The organism is Actinomycetospora endophytica, from assembly GCF_021026375.1.
Lineage (GTDB): Bacteria > Actinomycetota > Actinomycetes > Mycobacteriales > Pseudonocardiaceae > Actinomycetospora > Actinomycetospora endophytica.
Map to the genome: position 1 here is coordinate 319,462 of NZ_JAJNDB010000001.1, position 18,178 is coordinate 337,639.

An 18,178-nucleotide genomic window follows, 5' to 3' on the forward strand; every position below is an offset into this window, starting at 1 on the left:
CCGAGACACGCCGAGCGATTCGATGATTGTTTCGCGGGGCGCGGGCGTAGTCTTTTTCGCGTGCGCCGTATTATCGGGGTCATCGTCCTGCTGTTGGTGCTGTTCTGGGTGATCTCGGCGCCGCTCACCGCTTCCGCGACGGTCAACGCGATTCTCGCGGCGCTGGCCTCGGCCGCGACCTCGATCATCGTGTTCGTGCGCCATCTTTTCTGATCATTCCGGACCAACTCGCCGGCGCATAGTGAGCAGGGTTCTCGTCTGATCGGAGCACACTGAGGCGAGTTCGTCTGCGGTGGACATACCGCGGCACCCCGGAATGACCGATGCTCCGACGAGGGATGACCTCACCAGGGCAGATCGGCCGCGCCATGCAGATCGGAATGACCGTCGGGGGTGACGTCCTCGCGCGCCCCAGCTCCCCCGCCGCGATCGTGGCCGACGCCGCACAGGCCGAGAAGGAGGGGTACGCCACCGCGTGGTCGGTCCACTTCTCCCGTGCGTACGACGCCCTGACCACCCTCGCCGTCGCCGGCACCGTCACCTCCCGCATCGGGCTCGGCGTCGGCATCGTCCCGACCTACCCGCGCCATCCGCTCGCCCTCGCCCAGCAGGCGGCCACCGCCCAGGTGTTCTGCGGCGGGCGGCTGACCCTCGGCGTCGGGGTCTCCCACCGACCCGTGATCGAAGAGCTGCACGGCCTGCCCTACGCGAGCCCCGCGGCGCACATGCGGGAGTACCTCGGCGTCCTCGTCCCGCTGCTGCACGGCGAGGAGGTCCACGTCGCCGGTGAGCACTACCGCGTCGACGGCGGGTTCCACGTGCCCGGCACGACGGCGGTGTCGGTGCTGGTCGGCGCGCTGTCACCGCGGATGGTGCGCGCCGCGGGCGAACGCGCCGACGGCGTCATCACCTGGCTCGCCGGACCGCGCGCGCTCGGCTCGACGATCGTCCCGACGCTGCACGAGGCCGCCGCGGGCCGGCCGGCGCCGCGCGTCGTCGCCGCCCTCCCGGTCGCCGTCACCGACGACCCCGACGCCGCCCGGAGCGTCGCCGAGCAGGCGTTCGGCCGCTACAACGGGCTGGCGAACTACCGCAGGCTCTTCGAGCGCGAGGGCGTCTCCTCGGTCTCCGACCTCGCCGTCGTCGGCACCGAGGACGAGGTCGCGACGCAGCTGGCCCGCTACGCCGAGCTCGGCGTCACCGAGCTGTGGCCCGCCGTCTTCGGTGTCGGCGACGACGAGCAGGCGAGCGTCCGCCGCACCCGCGCTCTGCTCGCGTCCCTCGTCGGTCCCTGATCCCACCTCGACTCCCAGAACGGCAGTGACATGGACATCCGTGATCGGCACCCCAACCTGGCCGAGTGGAACGACCTCATCGAGGGCAGCCTCGCCGACCCCGACTCCGAGCCCATCCTGAACCTGGACCCGGACGACCCCGATCCGCTCTACGACGCGATCTTCGTCGGCGGCGGGGCCGGCGGACGGTTCGGCGCCGCCTACATGCGGGCGATGGGTGGCCGGCCGCTGATCATCGACGCGTGGCCCTTCCTGGGCGGCTCGTGCCCGCACCAGGCCTGCGTCCCCCACCACCTGTTCTCGGAGGCCGCCGAGGAGCTCGACCGGATGCGGTGGTTCTCCGACGAGCTGTTCTTCCCGAAGTTCGACGCCTCGCGGGCGAGCATCCTCGAGCTCGTCCGGCTGTTCCTCGCCGGCCGCGCCAGCGCCCACGCGTTCATGAACTGGCAGACCAAGGAGCAGCTCGACGTCTCCTACGTGCTCAACGCGCGCGCCACCCTCGTCGACCCCCGCACCGTCCGCGCGGGCGGGCGGACGTTCCGGGCGCGCAACCTGGTGCTGGGCACCGGGGCGCGTCCGCTGACCCCGGACGTCCCGGGCCTGGACCTGCACGGGGTGTACGACTTCGTCAGCGTCGTCGAGGAGCTCGACTACGAGCCGACCCGCTGCGTCGTCATCGGCGGCAGCAAGGTCGCGATGGAGTACGGCTCGTTCTTCCACGCCACCGGCTGCGACACGACGATCGTGTCGCGGTCCCCGGTGATGCGCTCGTCGTCGTTGCACCACGTCGACGAGGATCTCCGCGCCTACGTCGTCGGCGGGATGCGCGAGCGCGGGATGGACATCCTCGAGGGGGCCGAGCCGGTCGCGGTCCACGGGGCGGCGGGCTCGGTGCGCGGCGTGACCGTCCGTCTGGCCTCGGGCGAGGAGCGCGAGATCGAGACCGACATGGTCTTCCTCGGTCTCGGCGAGCGCCCGGAGACCACCGAGGCGCAGGCGGTGCTCGGCATCGACGTGGGGCCGACGGGCCGCGTCGTCGTCGATCACCACATGCGGACGACGACGCCGAACGTCTACGCCATCGGCGACCTCATCGGCGGCCCGATGGAGATGTTCAAGGCCCGCAAGTCGGGCGTCACGGCGGCCCGCAACATCATGGGCGAGGACCTGGAGTTCGACTTCTCGGAGTATCCCGACTTCCTGCACACCACCTACGAGGTCAGCTGGGTGGGGCTCACCGAGGCCGAGGCCCGCGAGGCGTGCGACGAGGTGATCGTCATCCAGATGCCGCCGTACGTGGAGGGGCTGGACACCCAGCACCTCCCGCTGCCGTGTGCCGAGGGCACGATGCTCTACGCGTTCAGCCGCCCGCGGCTCTCCGGGTTCCAGAAGCTCGTGGTGGACGGGACGACCCGGAAGGTGCTGGGCGCGCACCACTGCGGCTACGGGGCCAAGGACGCGTTCCAGTACCTCGACCACCTCATCCACCGGCCGGAGGGGCTCACCGTCGACGAGCTGGGCTGGATGAACGAGCTGTTCCTCAACCCGGAGCACTTCGTGCAGCTCTCGCGGCTGCGCGCCGGGAAGTCGACGCTGACCCACCTCTGAGGGCAGGGCCGGGCGGGACCGTCGGCCCCGCCCGGCCAGGCATCAGCGGCCGGATGTCACCGCAGCTGCTTGCGGACCATCTCGGTGCCGGCCACGAGCGCGTGCAGCTTGTCGATCGCGATGTAGCGCTGCAGCAGGATGAGGCCGCAGTCGGTGGTGACGCCGAGCTGCTCGGCCGGGATGTACTCGAGCAGCCGGTGGATCCGGTCGGCCACCTGCTCGGCGGTCTCGGTGATCGTGGACTTCACGTCGATGACGCCGGCCCAGAACATCATCCCGGCGGGCAGCGGGTGGTTCTTGATGACGTCGAGGCCGGAGAGGTCGTCGGAGCGCCGCCCGCAGTTCTCCAGGTTGAGGACGTCCATCCTGCCCTCGTAGGCCTTCGGGATGATCGACGCGGTGGCCGACGGCGCCTCGCCCCGGCGCTCGGTGAGGTCGAAGATCTCGCCGGCCTCGGCGGTGTCGTCGGGCATGTACGCCGGCGTCCCGCCCCAGTTCCCCCAGCAGACGTGGCAGATGATCTGCGCGTGGGTCACGCCCTGGACCGCCCGGTTGAAGGCCTCGATCGCCCAGGGCTCGAAGAAGTAGGGCCACGTGAACTCGTCGAGCTGGATGAAGTCGATCCCCATCGCGTCGACCTCGAGGATGTCCTCGTTGATCGCCGCCGCGAGCGCCATCGCCCGGTCGCGCGGGTCGTCGTAGTGGAGGTCGTTGGTGGCCTGCGCCAGCACCTGGATGCCGGTGTACTGCACCTTCGTGGCCCTGCGGGTGGACCGCTTGAGCGCCCGCGCCTGCTCGACCATGATCGCGCCGCGACGACGGATCTCCTCGGTGGCCGTCGCGGCGTGCAACCGGCTGTAGATCGGGAAACCGAGGAATCCACCCTTCAGGTCGAGCCCGAGTCGGCGGTAGTAGTAGTAGAGCGCCTGGTCGGCGTAGTTGTCGCCCTGCAGCCGGCCGTCGGTGATGATGTCGAGCCCGGCGTGCTCCTGATCGGAGACCAGCGCGCTCATGGCGTCCTGGAACGACTCCTGGTTGAACGAGTCGGGCGGTTCCTGATCACCGCTCCACCAGCGGACCGGGCCCGCGTCCCACCACCGCGGATTCGGGTAGTTCCCGACCATCGAGGTCGGGATGAGGATGTCCTGGTCGCCGACGCGCATCGCGATTCCTCTCGATCGACTTCCCTGATGTGAACTGGATCACAGACAGATGGGTCGACGGTAACCGCGCGAAAGGGATGCGGGCGGAATCGTTGGCCCGCGGAGACGGGTACCTCGTCCCGGGCGGCCGAGTCCCCGGCGCAACGATCGGGCCCACGATGACGGCCATGTCCGGTGAACGCGTGCGGTTCCGTCCCGGCCGGTCCGACGAGAGCCCGGCCCGCGAGCTGATGGCGGCGCTCAACGACCTCCTCGACGCGCAGTACCCGGGCCGCGCGGCGCGGCCGGGCTCCGTCACGACCCCGGACGAGATGGCCCCGCCCGGCGGGGCGTTCCTGGTCGGGTACGAGGGCGAGCGGGCGGTGGCGATCGGGGGGCTGCGGCCGCTGGGCGACGGGGCCTGCGAGATCAAGCGGATGTTCGTCGTGCCGGACGCGCGCTCGCGCGGGGTCGGCCGGGCCCTGCTCGCGGCGCTCGAGGAGGCCGGCCGGGCGCTCGGGTACCGGCTGGTGCGCCTCGACGCGGGGGCGGAGCAGCAGCACAGCCGCCAACTGTTCGCGGCCACCGGCTATCGGGAGATCCCGCCGTACAACGGGAACCACATCGCGGTCTACTTCGGGGAGAAACGCCTGTAGCGCCCGGCGCCGGCGACCTGTTCGGCGGGCACCTCCGGCGCTACGGTCGGAGGCCCGAACGCAGGGACCGCGCATGACGACATCGATCGCGATGGGTCTTCCGGGCGTGAGCCTCGCGCCCGGTGATCACATCTGCGCGTTCTACCGCGGGCCCGCGGAGCGCGACGCGATCCTCGTCCCCTATCTGCGCGAAGGGCTGCGCGCGGGCGACAAGTGCCTGTGCGTCACCGACGACCCCCTCCCGGCCGAGTCCGTCCGGGAACTGGCGGCGGATCCCGGGCACCTCGAATCCCTGACCAGCAGCTCGACCTACCTGCTCGACGGGTTCTTCGCGATCGACCGGATGATCGCGTTCTGGGAACGCGCCGTCGGACGGGCGGTGGACCGCGACGGCTTCGGCTTCGTGCGGGCGGTCGGGGAGATGACCTGGGCCCTGAGCGGTCGTCCCGGCGTCGCGGATCTGCTCGCCTACGAGTCCCGCCTCAACGACTTCCTCCCCCGCTACCCGCAGGTCATCCTCTGCCTCTACGACCTCCGTCGCTTCTGCGACGGCGAGGTCCTGATGGACATCGTGCGGACCCACCCGGCGGTGCTGATCAGCGGCCAACTGCTCGACAACCCCTGGTACGTCGAGCCCGACGAGTACCTCTCCCGCCACCCCGGGATCGCGGTCCCCGCCGTCGACGCGCTCGGCGCCGCCCGCGCGGTGCCGTGACCGCCCTCGCCCCCACCGCCCCCGTCGGGCGTGACCTGCTCTCGAGCATGCGCAGCCTGCTGGTGCTGGGCAAGCTCATGACCGAGGGGGCCGACGAGGCCCAGATCCTGGCGCTGGCGACGACGGCGGCCCGGTCCGTGGCCCGGTGCACGACGGTGGCCGTGGAGCTCGTGGGGGCGGCGGCTCCGCTCGACGGCCGTCCCGCGCGCGCCGGCGAGGTCGGCGGTCCCGTCGGGCTCCCCGACGCCGGGTGGGCGTGGGCCTTCCCCCTGACCGGCCGGTCCGGGCCACTCGGCCATCTCGTGGTCGGTGCCGTGCACGAGCCCCCGGACGACGAGCGGTTCCTGCTGGGCGCCCTCGCCCAGCAGACCGGGGCCGCCCTGGCCGACCGCCGGCTGCACACGCGCGAGCGCGCCACGGCGACCGCGCTGGCGGATCTCAACGAGCGGCTGCGCGGCACCGTCGGGGCGCTGCGGCACAGCATGGACGTCCACGCCCGGCTCACCGCGGTCGCCGTCTCGGGCGAGGGCCCGGAGGGGATCGCGCGGGCGCTGCACGACCTGACCGGCCGGCCGGCGGCGATCGAGGACCGCGACGGTGCGCTGCTGGCGTGGGCCGGACCGGGCCGCCCGCAGCCTCTCCCCCCGGACACCGCCGACCGGCTCGTCGCGCGGGCGCGGCGGGAGCCCGGGCCGTGGCGCGCGGACGGGCGGGTGGTGGCACTCGCCCGGCCCGGGAGCGACACGCTCGGGGTGATCGCGCTCGACGACCCGGACGGCCGCGCCGGGGAGCCGGAGCTGACCGCGCTCGAGCACGGGGCGACCGTCCTGGCGATGGAGCTGTCCCGGACCCGCAGCCTCGCCGAGCACGGCCGGCGCCGTCACCGCGACGTCGTCGACGAGCTGCTGGACGGGGTCGACGGCACCGACGACCAGGGCCTCCTCGCCCGCGCGGCGGCGCTGGGCCACGACCTGCGCCGCCCGCACCGGGTCGTCGTCGTCGAAGGGCCCGGGGGGACCGACACCGAGGCGCTGCTCCGGGCCGTCCGACGGGCGACCCGGGACGAACCCGCCGGCTCCCTGCTCGTGGCCCGGGGCGCCGCGGTGGTGCTGCTCGCGGACACCGAGTCCGACTGGGCGCACCTGCGCCGCGCGGTCGGGCACCACCTCGGCGAACCGCGGGTCCGGATGGGCGTGGGAGAGCGGTGCACCGCGGTGGACCGGTTCCCGCGGTCCTACCGTCAGGCCAGGCTGGCGCTGCGGCTGCCGGAGAGCGGGGACGACGACCGGGCGGTCCGCTTCGACGACCTCGGCGTGTACCGGCTGCTGGTCGGCATCGAGGACCTCGCCGAGATCGACCGGTTCGTCGAGCGGTGGCTCGGGGCGCTGCTCTCCTACGACGCCCGGCGCGGCTCGAACCTGGTGCGCACGCTGACCCTGCATCTCGAGCACGGCGGCCGTCACGAGCTCACCGCCCGGTCGCTGATCGTGCACCGCAGCACGCTGAAGTACCGACTCCAGCGCATCCGGGAGATCGGCGGTCTCGACCTCGCCGACCCCGAAACCTGGTTCAACCTGCACCTCGCCACCCGGGCGCGGCGCACGGCCGCGGTGCTGCGGGCGGTCCCGTGACGGGCCCGCGGGAGGACACCTCGCACCGGCACACGTCGCACTGGGGCGCGTTCACCCCGCGGGTCGAGGGCGGTGACGTCACCGCCGTGCGCCCGTCGCCGTTCGATCCGGCCCCGTCGCCCCTGCTCGGGAACCTCGTCGGGTCGCTGCGCCACCCGCTGCGCATCCCGCAGCCGATGGTCCGCGAGGGCTGGCTGCGCGACGGTCCCGGGCCGGCGCCGCTCCGCGGCGAGGAACCGTTCGTCCCCGTCGGGTGGGACGAGGTGGTCGACCGGCTGGCCGGCGAGCTGCGCCGCGTCTACACCGACCGCGGACCGGAGGCGGTGTTCGGCGGCTCCTACGGATGGTCCAGCGCCGGACGGTTCCACCACGCCCAGGGGCAGGTGCACCGGTTCCTCAACACCCTGGGCGGCTACGTCGCGTCGGAGAACACGTACAGCGCGGGGACGTCGGAGGTGCTGCTCCCCCACGTCCTCGGTGCCGGCCCGCAGATCCTGCGGACGCTGACCAGCTGGCCGGTGCTCGAGGAGCACACCGAGCTGATGGTCTGCGTCGGCGGCGTCCCGACGAAGAACATGGCCGTCGCGCCGGGTGGGGTCACCGCCCACACCAGCGAGGGGCACCTCGCCGCGATGGCCGCCCGCGGCATCGAGCTGGTCCTGGTGGGACCCGACCGGCGCGACCTGCCGTCGTCGTCGGCGTGGCTCCCGGTCCGGCCCGGGACCGACGCGGCGTTCCTGCTGGCCCTGTGCCACGTGCTCGTCACCGAGGGCCTGCACGACGAGGGGTTCCTACGGACCCACTGCGTGGGCGGCGACCGGGTGCTCGACCACCTGCTCGGCCGGACCGACGGCCTGCCGAAGACGCCGCGGTGGGCGGCGGAGCTGTGCGGCATCGACCCCGGCGCGATCACCGCGCTGGCGCGGCGGATGGCCTCGCGCCGCACGATGATCACGCTGACCTTCTCCGTCCAGCGCGCCGAGTTCGGTGAGCAGCCCGTCTGGGCCGGCGTGCTCCTCGCCGCGCTGCTGGGGCAGATCGGGCTCCCGGGCGGCGGCTTCGGGCACGGCTACGGCTCGATCGGCGACAACGGGCACCCCGCCCACACCCGGGTGCTCCCGACGCTGCCCCAGGGCCACAACCCGGTGCGCGCGCGCATCCCGGTGGCCCGGATCGCGGACATGCTGCTGCACCCCGGCGAGGAGTACGCCTACAACGGGGAGCGTCGGCGCTACCCCGACGTCGAGCTCGTGTACTGGTGCGGCGGCAACCCGTTCCACCACCACCAGGACCTCGCCCGCCTGCGGGCCGCGTGGCGTCGCGTGCCCACCGTCGTCGTCCACGAGCCGTACTGGACCCCGGCCGCCCGGCACGCCGACATCGTGCTGCCGGCCACCGTCACGCTGGAGCGCGACGACATCGGGGCGTCGCGCACCGACCCGGTCCTCACGGCCATGCACGCCGCGGCGCCGCCCTACGAGCAGGCGCAGGACGACTACACGATCTTCGCGGCGGTGGCCGACCTGCTCGGCACGGACAAGGACTACACCGAGGGCCGGAGCGCGGCCGAGTGGCTGCGCCACCTCTACGAGGGCTGGCGTGCCGACGGGGCGGGGCGCCCGGACTTCGACACGTTCTGGGCCGACGGACACGCGCGCACGACACCCCCGCCGCCGGGCGTGCTGCTGTCCGGGTTCCGCCGTGATCCGGTCGGGCGTCCCCTCGCGACCCCGAGCGGGCGGATCGAGCTCGCGTCCACCGTCGTGACCTCGTTCGGCTACGACGACTGCCCGGGTCACCCCACATGGCTCGCGCCGGTCGAGTGGCACGGCTCCGAGCGCGCGGCGCGCTACCCCCTGGTCCTGCTGGCCAACAACCCGGCGGCCCGGCTGCACAGCCAGCTCGACTTCGGGGAGCACAGCCGGGGGTCCAAGGTCGCCGGGCGGGAGCCGGTGCGCATCCATCCCGACGACGCCGCGCGGCGCGGGCTCGGGGGCGGCGACTTGGTCCGCGTCTTCAGCGACCGCGGCGCCTGCCTCGGTGGCGTGGTCGTCGACGGCGACCTCTCACCCGGCGTCGTCCAGATGTCGACCGGCGCCTGGTTCTCCCCGGTCCCTGGTGTCGAGCCCGTGCTGTGCGCGGCCGGCAACGTCAATGTCCTGACCCGCGACGTCGGGTCCTCGCGACTCGCCCAGGGCTGCACCGGCAGCCGGGCGCTGGTCGAGATCGAGCGCTGGCACGGACCGGCGCCGGAGGTGGACGTGGCGGCGCCGCCGGAGACGGTCGGTCGGACGCGTCACCAGGGCTGACTGCTGCTCGTCCAGTGGGTGAGCGTGTCGATGTCGTCGGGGCTGTGGGTGTGCCGCGGCGGCGTCGCGAACGTCGCGTAGGGCGTGATCCGCACGACCACCCGGTGCTCGTCGGCGCACATCTTCCGGACCGTCGCCATCTTCTCCTCGGGCACCTCCTGCCCCCCGCCCATCAGCACGATGACGCGGCGCATCAGCTCGGTGGCGGCGTCGAGGTCGTCCTCGATGACGGCGTCGCCGTAGACCTGCAGATAGGTCAGCGGCCAGTGCTCGTCGAGGACGCAGAGGCTGACCTTGCCGGTCCGGGCCACGGCCTTCGCCTTCTGCCGCTCGGCCATGGTGGAGACGAGGATGTCGTCGGAGTCGGGGTCGAGGAGGTAGTAGACGACGGTCATCGCCGGTCCGTCCTCGCGGCGGTTGTACCCGAAGATCGCGGTGCGGTGGTTCCGGACGAAATCGCGGCGTTCGGCCTGGTCCATGCGTCCAACCTAGGCTCCGGCCCATGGGCTCCTCGTCGGTCCGTCGCCCCGAAGACCTGGACGTCGTGCGCGAGTCCTACGACCGGGTCGCCGACAACTACGTCGAGATGATCGCGGCCACCGGCCTCGGAGACATCCGCGCCCAGCCGTGGCTGCGGGCCGCGATGGACGCCTTCGCGGACGCCGTCGCCGGGCGGGGTCCGGTGCTCGACGTCGGGTGCGGTCCCGGCACCGTCACGGCGTACCTCGTCGATCGCGGCGTGGACGCGTCCGGCGTGGACCTGTCCCCGCGCATGATCGAGCACGCGCGGCGGCTGTACCCGCAGTGCCGCTTCGACGTCGCCTCGGCGACCGAGCGGACCGGGCTGCGGACGGTGGCTGAACTGCGCCTTCCCGCGGCGGCGCCGATCGGGCCGGTCGTGGTGCTCGTGGCTCGACGGGAGCAGTGAGCGCCGTCGTTCGACCAGGTCAGCGGGCCGGGCTCGACGATCGCGGCGCGGTGTTCACCTGCCGGACAACCCCCTGAAGGCACGAGCGTGGGTCACCCGTTGCGATGAACGAGCAACGAGACCCGTGACCGTCGCCCGGATCTTCGTGTTGACCACACGTAATCACGACAGTCGCCGACCGTGATCGCCGGCGGCTGGGCTCCCCCCACGTCAGGAAGGTCCCTCCCATGGCGGCCCTGCACAAGACCATCCTCGCCTCGGCCATGATCACCACCGGCCTGCTCTCGAGCGCCGGCATGGCGATGGCCAACACCTCCAGCAGCGACAACGGCATCGACGCGAGCCAGCCGTCGCACCACGACGACGGCACCACGGCGCAGAAGGGCCTCGTCAACTCCAGCGACTTCGCGCCCAACACCACCGGGGACCTCTGCAACAACGACACCCCGGTCAACGCCCTCGGCGTGCAGGTCCCGGTCCAGGACGACGTCCTCGGCCTGCCGATCCTGTCCAAGGCCCACGAGCAGGGCAACGGCGCCGCGAACGCCAAGCACTGCGGCAACGGCATCTCGGCCGCCAACTAGAGACGTCCGCGGCCGCCGTCCGGGAGCGGGGAGACACACCCCGGGCGGCGGCTCCGGAGCGCGTCTGCGGGCCGGTCGTCGGGTTCCTCGTCGGAGCCCGGTGACCGGCCCGCAGTGTGTGCGCTCCCGCTCGAGTCCCGCTGGCGCTACTTGCTGGGCGCGCCCGCGCCGGCCAGCGCGGCCGCGGACTCGTAGCTCGACCCGACCCGCGCGTCGTCGAGGAAGAGCGTCGCGCTCTGGGCGATGGCGCTGTCCCGGTAGATCCCGGTCTTGAGATAGGACTGCTCGCCCTCGTAGAGCGTGCCGTTGGCCGGGTGGAAGTTCGTGATCTTCTGCTGGCCGTTCTCCCAGACGTCGGCCGTCGCCTGGCCGGGGTCGGAGGAGAACGTGATGTGCACGACGATGTCGGTCTGCTGCCCCGGCTGCGCGGCACCGATCGGCTGCGTGAAGTAGTTCTGGGCCGGATGGTGACCGCCCGCGCCGCCGTCGAGCACGAACTGCCCGTTGCCCACCTTGACCTCGATGGGCGGGCTGCCGTCGCCGAAGTTCTTCCACTGCGCCACGACCTGCCAGTCCGGGGTGTTCACCGGGAAGTCCGGCGGCAGGTACCAGGCGAAGCCGTACCACGCCTCGTCGCCCTCGTTGAGCGACGGGATCTTGGGCTCGAGCTCGGCGCGGATGCCGCCCCCGGGCACGGTGTAGCTGACCGCCTGCCGCCCCGGGATGTTCGGGGAGTTCACGACGACGGGTGGCGGCGCCCCCTCGTCGTTGTACGGCGTGTCCCGGAAGCTCGACAGCAGGTCGCCGGTCCCCAACTGCCACGTCGGAGCCGGGGCCGTCGCCGGATCGGGCGCGCCGGTCGCGGCGGGAGCCTTGGTCGTCGTCGTCGTCGCCGGGGGCGTCGACGACGGTGCCCCGCCGGTCCCGTCCGACGAGCATCCGACACCGACCGCCGCCACCAGCAGGACCGCGGCGACGGCCCCCAGCGCACGGCGTGACCGTGTCGCCCACGGGTGATCCCTGGTCACAGCGCACTCCCCTTCGGAGGGCCGGCGGGTGATCCCCGATCACCCTGACCGAGGGATCATGTGGTCACCATGTGGTGACGCGCCACCGCACGACCGAACGAGTCAATCCTCCGGACGGTTCGGAAGCCGCGTCGTTGACCCCCTCACCCGCAGCACGATCACCGCCGTCCGCACCCCGGAGGGCTGGCGGGCGGCCGCCATCCACAACGCCCGGATCCGGCCCGCCGGCATCCCCGAGCCGGACTCCGTCGTCGCCCGGGTGGTCCGGGGGCTGGTCCGCACGGCCGGCGCGCTCGGCGTCTGAGTGGTCTTTCCGGAACCGATCGCGGGTCGACGACCTACGCTGATGACGTGAATCCGCCGGTTCGCGAAATCCGGTTCCTGACGCGGGACGATCGCCGCATCGCCTATGAGCGCAGCGGCGACGGTCCGTTGTTGATCTGCCCGGCGTGGTGGGTCAGTCACCTGGAACTGGATCGGGACAACACCGCGGTCGCCCATTTCTGGGATGCGGTCGGCGACGGGTACTCCGTGGTGCGCTACGACCGCTTGGGAGTGGGGGTGTCGGACCGGGAATTGCGGGACGACGACGCGACGCTCGACGCGGAGGTCGAGGTGATCCGCGCGGTGGCGGACGAGTTGGACGCCGAACGGGTGTCCCTTCTCGGCGGGTCGTCGGGCGGATGTGCGGCGATTGCGTTCGCGGCCCGTTTCCCCGAGCGGGTGGATCGTCTCGTGCTCTACGGGGCGTACGCGGACGGCGCCTCGATCACGCAGCCGGAGGTGCGAGAGGCAATTCTCGCGGCGATCCGCTCGCACTGGGGTCTCGGATCGCGGCTGCTGGCCACCATCTTCCTGGGCGACGTCAGCAGCGAGGAACGGGAGGAGTTCGCGCGCTTCCAACGTCTGGCCGCGAGTGCCGAGTCGGCGGCGCGGTTCCTCGAGCAGGTGTACCGGAACGACGTCCGGGATCAGTTGGCGCTGGTCCGGGCACCCACGCACGTCGTGCACCGTCGGGAAGACCGCACGATTCCGTACCGGCTGGGGCGTCAGGTCGCCGCGGGAATCCCCGGCGCGACGTTGGTTCCGCTGGCGGGGAGCGCCCATTTCCCGTGGTCCGGCGACGCCGGCGGGGTGGTCCGGGCGTTGCGCACGGCCCTCTCGGCCGGCGGCCACTCCCACGGGCCGGCCGAGGAGCCGGCGGCGGTGCTGCTGTCGCGACGGGAGCGCGAGGTGCTCGATCTCGTCGCGGGTGGCCTGCGCGACGACGAGATCGCCGAGCAGTTGGTCGTCAGCCCGCACACGGTGCATCGTCACGTGGCGAACATCCGCCGCAAGCTCGGCCGCGGTTCCCGGACGGCGGCGGTCGCCGAAGCCGCGCGCCTGGGCCTGCTCTGAGCCCTGGCGTCGTCGGGATGGCCGGAACGGGCCATCTGCCGCGGATGACGATTTCGCGCGATGCCCGGCCGGTCGCCCGCTGCCTAGCGTCGTCGCCATGACCACCGAGACGTCACCACTCACCTCCGCCGCCCGCTCCCGCCCCTGGGCACGCGTCTTCGCGGCGATCTACGACCCACTGCTGAAGGGCGGCGAGCGGGCCGGCATGAGCCGCTCCCGCCACGACCTCCTCGCCCAGGTCCGGGGACGCACCCTGGAGATCGGGAGCGGGACCGGCCTGAACCTCGGCCACTATCCGGACGGCGTCCAGGACCTCGTGCTCGCCGAGCCCGAACCCGCGATGCGCCGCCGGCTCCAGGACGCCGTCCGCCGTGGCGGGCACCGGCACGAGGTGATCGACGCCCGCGCCGAGAGGCTCCCGTTCCCGGACGCGAGCATCGACACCGTCGTCTCGACGCTCGTCCTCTGCACCGTCGACGCACCCGACCGCGCGTTGCGCGAGATCCGGCGCGTCCTGCGTCCGGGCGGGCAGCTGCTGTTCATCGAGCACGTGCGGTCCGAGTCCCCGACGCTCGCGCGCTGGCAGGACCGCCTGGCCGGGCCGTGGCAGGCGTTCGCCGAGGGATGCCGCTGCAACCGCGCGACCGCCGAGCTGATGGCGGCGTGCGGGTTCCAGCTCGACGCCCGGCCCGCGGTCTGGCGGGCGATGCCGGGGATCATCCGCCCGTTGCTCATCGGCCGAGCCACCGTCTGACCCTCGCGGTTCGCGGTGCCGGGAGAGAGGCTGAGCCCGTGCGCATCGAGATCGTGGTCTTCGACGGATTCGACGATCTGGACGTGTTCGCGCCGCACGAGGTCCTCCAGCAGGCGACCGCGGACCGCCCGGACTGGGACGTACGCCTGGTCGGCATCGACGGGCCGGCGACGGTGACCAGCGCCCGCGGCGTCGTGGTGACCGTGCCGGAAGGACTGGGCGAGCCCGACGGCGTCGTCGTCCCCGGTGGACCGTGGCGGGACGCGGGCAGCGGGTTGGGCGCCGAGATCGCCCGCGGCGTCCTCGGCGCCCGGCTCGTCGCGCTCGCACCGCGGCTCCGGTGGATCGCGTCGGTGTGCACCGGCGCGATGCTGCTCGCCGCGGCCGGGCTGACGTCGGGCCGGCCGGCGGTCACCCACCACGCGGCGCTCGACGACCTCGCCGCGTCCGGGGCGCTGGTCCGCCCGGGCGAGCGCGTCGTCGACGACGGCACCCTGGTCACGGCGGGCGGCGTCACCAGCGGGCTCGACCTCGCGCTCCACCTCGTCGCCCGGGAGATCGACCCCGAGACCGCGCGGCGGACCGCGGAGTTCCTGGAGTACACCCCACGGATCGACCTCGGCGCCGCGGCTCGAACCTGACGCCCGCCCGACGCCATACTGGCGCCATGCGATTCCGCACCACGGTCGAGCTGGGCGGCAGGACCGCGACGGGTCTTCCGGTGCCGGACGACGTCGCGGCGGCACTGGACGGCGGCGGACGCCCGGCGGTCCGGATCACCGTCGAGAACGGATCCCGCGCCGCGTTCGACGCGCTGGCCTACACCCACCGTAAGGAATGGGTGCGCTGGATCGACGAGGCGAAGAAGGCCGACACCCGCGCGCGTCGGGTCGCGAGGACGGTCTCGTCGCTGCGTCCCGCTCCGTCCGAGTCCTGAGGAGGACCATGTCCGACATCGACCCCACCGACGCGCGCCGCCGCCTCGACTCCGGCGAGGCCGTCCTGGTCGACGTCCGCGAGCCCTCCGAGTGGGAGGCGGGGCACGCCTCGGGTGCGCTGCACCGGCCCCTCGCCGACCTCGACCCGGCCGAGTTCGCCGGCCGATCGGTGATCACGACCTGCCGGGGCGGCGGACGGGGGACGCGGGCGGCCGAAGCGCTCACCGACGCCGGCGTCGACGCGGCGAACCTGGGCGGCGGCCTGCGGGCCTGGTCGGAGGCCGGTGGAGCGCTCGTGCGGGACGACGGTTCGCCGGGCGGCCTCGACTGAGTGCAGGCCCCGGAGCCCGTGAAAGGGCTGCGTCAGCGGTCCCCACGACCCCGATCATGGGCCTAGGCTCGGGCGGTCGGTGCGACGAGAGGGGCGGACATGCATTGCGTCCTGGCCGGTGTGGGCCGCTACGACGGCATGGTCCAGCGACCTCCCGGGCCCGACGGCGAGCCGCCGACCGAGGTCGAGCTGATCGCGGCCAAACGACCGCTCGGTGACGACCGCCAGGAGGTCGACGTGATCGTCTTCCGGTATGAGGGGCTCAACCCCGACGGGCTCCCGCGCTACCTGCGCGACCGGGTCTACACCGAGCAGCGCAGCGTCTGACCTGGTCTCACTCCTCCGCGGAGAACCGCTCCCAGGCCGACTGCCGAGTGATCCCGAGGGCTTGCCCGACAAGCGGCAAGTTCGCCCGAAGTGCCCTGGAGTCGAGAGCGGCGAGCCGGTAAGTCAGGAGGTCGGTGATGACCTGACCGACGGGGGACGCGCGTGGCTGACGGACGAGTGCTGCTGGAGAACATGCGCCTCATCGACGGGCGGGGTGGCGATCCCGTCGACGACGCGGCGCTGCTGGTCGACGGAGGCCGGATCTCGTGGGTCGGCCCGGTCGTCGAGTTGCCGGAGGGGCACGACGAACACCGTCGGGTCGACCTCGGTGGTCGGACCGTCTGCCCGGGCTTCATCGACGCCCACGTGCACTTCGCGCTGCCCGGTCGCGAGGGCAGTCCGCTGGAGGGGCTGCAGGAGCCGGCGTCCTATCGGGTGCTGAAGGTCCTGCAGCGGCTGCGCACGACGCTCGAGAACGGCGTGACCACCGCCCGGGACCTGCTCGGGCTCGACGCCGGGTTCCGGCGGGCAGTCGCCGAGCGCCGCATCCCCGGGCCTCGTCTGCTCGTCTCGATCGCGATGCTCAGTCAGCGAGCCGGGCACGGCGACTTCATGACGCCGTCGGGCATCGACGCCCTGGCCGCCGCAGTGGCCTTGCCCGGGAGCCCACCCAACCTCGTGGACTCGGTCGACGCGATGCGCCTGCGGGTCCGCGAACTGGTCGCGGCCGGCGCGGACTGCGTCAAGCTCGCCTCCAGCGGCGGCGTCACCTCGCCTCACGACGATCCCGACTGGCTCGGCCTGCGCCCGGAGATGATCCGCGCCGCCGTCGAGGAAGCGGCTGCCTACGGTGGGCGGCCCGTCGCCGTCCACGCGATCGGACGGCCGGGGATCGAGGCGGCCGTGCGGGCCGGGGTCACCAGCATCGAGCACGGCTACGCCCTCGACGACGAACTGCGCGCCGAGATGGTCGAACGCGGCCAGTTCCTCGTCCCGACACTGCTCGAGACCATGACCGAGCCCGATCCCGCTCGGAGCGCACCCGGCGCCTACGAGAAGGCGGTGCGGTGGCATCGCGTCGCCCACGAGTCCGCGGCGCGGTCGGTCGAGGCGGGAATTCGCATCGTTCTCGGCACCGATGCGGGGATCACGCCGGAGCACGGGACGAACCTGCGCGAGCTCGACCTGCTGGTCCGACTCGGTGGGATGACTCCGCTCCAGGCCATCACCGCGGGGACCCGGAATGCGGCCGAGTTGTGTGGGGTCGGCGAGGTCACCGGAACACTGGAAGCCGGAAAGGCCGCCGACTTGGTCGTGACCGATGTCGATCCGTTGACGAACATCGCCGGTCTGGCGGAGCCGGCGCATGTCCTCGCGGTGGTGAAGGAGGGGCGCATCGCGATCGACCGCGGCGGCGTTCTCGCCGGAGCCCTCCCCGAGCTGTGTCCCTGATCAGCACCGTCTCGATATTGATTCGCTGCAAAACCGACTATCCTTGATAACCGGTCGATCCAACGCGTTTGCTGGGGCTCTAGCACGACGAACGATCATCCTAGACACCGACCCTGAGCGAAATCGTTGACGCCACGTTCCTCGGCCAAGACATCGCGGATGCTACCAAAGCATCCGTGAGACCCTTTTGCGAGCCCGCCCCACTCTCGGGCGCCCGCTCGCAGGTGCATCAGCATTTCCGATGACGGGCTGGGGGTTGCACCCTTCGGAGACGAAGAGCCGACGCCGCTCGAGCCGCACCCTCGGAGTGCTTCACCCTATCGGCGCAGCAACATTCCGTGGCCGGGAAGCGAAGTGTGGAGCAAACCGTCACACGTCTTGACCATCTGCGGACTCGGGGAGGCCGCTGGCCCATGAGAAGACCGGCGAAGGCCAAGTCACACAGTCCACGAGCAGACCTGCCGAGAGCACGGTGGGCGATGTGGACGGGGATCGCGTCGCTGGCGCTGGCCGTGCTCCTCACTCTGGCCGCGGTAACGTTCTTCGTTCCGACTGTCCTCGTTCCGCCCGACTCGAGTGGACCGAACGCACTGATGCAGGGGACCACCGCGTTCGCCGTCGCCGTCGTCCTGGGCCTCTTTTGGGCCTATGCCGTCTGGCGCGCGAGAGTCGAGTATCTCGCCGCGGCCCCCGGCCCTGTCACTGTCCTTCCGTTCCAGGACCACACCCACGATCAAGCGGATGCCGACCGCGCGAAAGAATTGACCGCGCGGTTCGAGAACGCCTTGGTCCAGACCAAGATCTATGGCTCGACGGCTATCCCATCGACTGGACGTCCGAGTGATTTTCTCAGCATAGTCGAAGCCGCCGGCGACCGGTTGACCGGTGTATGGGGGGCGGCGTCCCGCCTGGTCCGAATTCTTGCTCCACTCTCGGCCTACCAGGTCCACTGCACCATGCGGACCGAAAGCGAGGCCGGGCCCACGTACTCATCGTCGAGTTGTCCCGGCTTCCCAGTACGTCGATCGCACCATTCGTGATCAGGAGCCCGTCCTGGGACGAAGCCGTCCGTACCGCCGCGC

20 protein-coding genes are annotated in these 18,178 nt (G+C 72.3%); 17 read left to right on the forward strand and 3 right to left on the reverse strand.

Translation table 11 applies throughout. The annotated features are described in order from the left end of the window. Positions 1 to 60 precede the first annotated feature (60 nt). From LQ327_RS01560 to LQ327_RS01570, 3 genes are all read left to right on the forward strand, one after another. The gene (locus LQ327_RS01560) at positions 61 to 213 is read left to right on the forward strand and encodes a hypothetical protein (protein ID WP_230729769.1); all 153 of its coding nucleotides are present in this window, start codon (positions 61 to 63) and stop codon (positions 211 to 213) included. A gap of 125 nt (positions 214 to 338) precedes the next feature. Beyond that, complete coding sequence (locus tag LQ327_RS01565; RefSeq protein ID WP_230729770.1) at positions 339 to 1,295, forward strand: TIGR03564 family F420-dependent LLM class oxidoreductase; 957 nt, start codon at positions 339 to 341, stop codon at positions 1,293 to 1,295. A gap of 30 nt (positions 1,296 to 1,325) precedes the next feature. After that, positions 1,326 to 2,903, forward strand: coding sequence for an FAD-dependent oxidoreductase (locus tag LQ327_RS01570; RefSeq protein WP_230729771.1), 1,578 nt, complete (start codon positions 1,326 to 1,328; stop codon positions 2,901 to 2,903). A 56-nt stretch (positions 2,904 to 2,959) separates the two neighbouring features. On the opposite strand, the gene LQ327_RS01575 is transcribed toward LQ327_RS01570, so the two are convergent. Continuing rightward, positions 2,960 to 4,066: a cobalamin-independent methionine synthase II family protein gene (locus LQ327_RS01575; protein WP_230729772.1), complete on the reverse strand. Its 1,107-nt coding sequence runs from the start codon at positions 4,064 to 4,066 to the stop codon at positions 2,960 to 2,962. 167 nt (positions 4,067 to 4,233) lie between these two features. Between LQ327_RS01575 and LQ327_RS01580 the strand changes: the two genes are divergently transcribed. From LQ327_RS01580 to LQ327_RS01595, 4 genes are all read left to right on the forward strand, one after another. Further along, on the forward strand, positions 4,234 to 4,701 hold the full coding sequence (locus LQ327_RS01580) for a GNAT family N-acetyltransferase (protein ID WP_230729773.1): 468 nt from the start codon (positions 4,234 to 4,236) through the stop codon (positions 4,699 to 4,701). A 73-nt stretch (positions 4,702 to 4,774) separates the two neighbouring features. Further along, a complete protein-coding gene (locus tag LQ327_RS01585) occupies positions 4,775 to 5,416 on the forward strand; it encodes an MEDS domain-containing protein (RefSeq protein ID WP_230729774.1) in 642 nt (213 codons plus the stop codon). Then, positions 5,413 to 7,047: a PucR family transcriptional regulator gene (locus LQ327_RS34475; protein ID WP_230729775.1), complete on the forward strand. Its 1,635-nt coding sequence runs from the start codon at positions 5,413 to 5,415 to the stop codon at positions 7,045 to 7,047. Before LQ327_RS01585 ends, LQ327_RS34475 begins: the two co-directional genes overlap by 4 nt. Next, a complete protein-coding gene (locus LQ327_RS01595) occupies positions 7,044 to 9,356 on the forward strand; it encodes a molybdopterin-dependent oxidoreductase (RefSeq protein WP_230729776.1) in 2,313 nt (770 codons plus the stop codon). Before LQ327_RS34475 ends, LQ327_RS01595 begins: the two co-directional genes overlap by 4 nt. Here LQ327_RS01595 and LQ327_RS01600 read toward each other — a convergent pair. After that, positions 9,344 to 9,835, reverse strand: a complete 492-nt coding sequence (locus LQ327_RS01600) for a TIGR03618 family F420-dependent PPOX class oxidoreductase (RefSeq protein ID WP_230729777.1) — start codon at positions 9,833 to 9,835, stop codon at positions 9,344 to 9,346. The genes LQ327_RS01595 and LQ327_RS01600 overlap by 13 nt on opposite strands. 23 nt (positions 9,836 to 9,858) lie before the next feature. Between LQ327_RS01600 and LQ327_RS01605 the strand changes: the two genes are divergently transcribed. Continuing rightward, the gene (locus LQ327_RS01605; protein ID WP_230729778.1) at positions 9,859 to 10,284 is read left to right on the forward strand and encodes a class I SAM-dependent methyltransferase; all 426 of its coding nucleotides are present in this window, start codon (positions 9,859 to 9,861) and stop codon (positions 10,282 to 10,284) included. A gap of 227 nt (positions 10,285 to 10,511) precedes the next feature. Further along, positions 10,512 to 10,868: a hypothetical protein gene (locus tag LQ327_RS01610; RefSeq protein WP_230729779.1), complete on the forward strand. Its 357-nt coding sequence runs from the start codon at positions 10,512 to 10,514 to the stop codon at positions 10,866 to 10,868. Positions 10,869 to 11,014: 146 nt separating this feature from the next. Here LQ327_RS01610 and LQ327_RS01615 read toward each other — a convergent pair whose 3' ends face one another. Continuing rightward, complete coding sequence (locus LQ327_RS01615) at positions 11,015 to 11,896, reverse strand: heparin lyase I family protein (protein WP_230729780.1); 882 nt, start codon at positions 11,894 to 11,896, stop codon at positions 11,015 to 11,017. Between the two features lie 351 nt (positions 11,897 to 12,247). Between LQ327_RS01615 and LQ327_RS01620 the strand changes: the two genes are divergently transcribed. The 8 genes from LQ327_RS01620 to LQ327_RS01655 all read left to right on the forward strand — a co-directional run bounded on the left by LQ327_RS01620 (position 12,248) and on the right by LQ327_RS01655 (position 18,136). After that, positions 12,248 to 13,294, forward strand: coding sequence for an alpha/beta fold hydrolase (locus LQ327_RS01620; protein ID WP_230729781.1), 1,047 nt, complete (start codon positions 12,248 to 12,250; stop codon positions 13,292 to 13,294). Between the two features lie 97 nt (positions 13,295 to 13,391). Further along, positions 13,392 to 14,048, forward strand: coding sequence for a class I SAM-dependent methyltransferase (locus tag LQ327_RS01625; RefSeq protein ID WP_230729782.1), 657 nt, complete (start codon positions 13,392 to 13,394; stop codon positions 14,046 to 14,048). A 38-nt stretch (positions 14,049 to 14,086) separates the two neighbouring features. Then, positions 14,087 to 14,689 (forward strand): DJ-1/PfpI family protein, encoded by a 603-nt coding sequence (locus LQ327_RS01630; protein WP_230729783.1) that lies wholly within the window; start codon positions 14,087 to 14,089, stop codon positions 14,687 to 14,689. Between the two features lie 26 nt (positions 14,690 to 14,715). After that, positions 14,716 to 14,985: a YdeI/OmpD-associated family protein gene (locus LQ327_RS01635; RefSeq protein WP_230729784.1), complete on the forward strand. Its 270-nt coding sequence runs from the start codon at positions 14,716 to 14,718 to the stop codon at positions 14,983 to 14,985. Positions 14,986 to 14,993: 8 nt separating this feature from the next. Then, positions 14,994 to 15,317: a rhodanese-like domain-containing protein gene (locus LQ327_RS01640; protein ID WP_230729785.1), complete on the forward strand. Its 324-nt coding sequence runs from the start codon at positions 14,994 to 14,996 to the stop codon at positions 15,315 to 15,317. Positions 15,318 to 15,416: 99 nt separating this feature from the next. Beyond that, on the forward strand, positions 15,417 to 15,644 hold the full coding sequence (locus tag LQ327_RS01645; protein WP_230729786.1) for a hypothetical protein: 228 nt from the start codon (positions 15,417 to 15,419) through the stop codon (positions 15,642 to 15,644). Positions 15,645 to 15,806: 162 nt separating this feature from the next. Then, a complete protein-coding gene (locus LQ327_RS01650) occupies positions 15,807 to 17,096 on the forward strand; it encodes a metal-dependent hydrolase family protein (RefSeq protein ID WP_230729787.1) in 1,290 nt (429 codons plus the stop codon). Between the two features lie 479 nt (positions 17,097 to 17,575). Beyond that, a complete protein-coding gene (locus LQ327_RS01655) occupies positions 17,576 to 18,136 on the forward strand; it encodes a hypothetical protein (RefSeq protein ID WP_230729788.1) in 561 nt (186 codons plus the stop codon). The last annotated feature ends 42 nt before the right edge of the window (positions 18,137 to 18,178 follow it).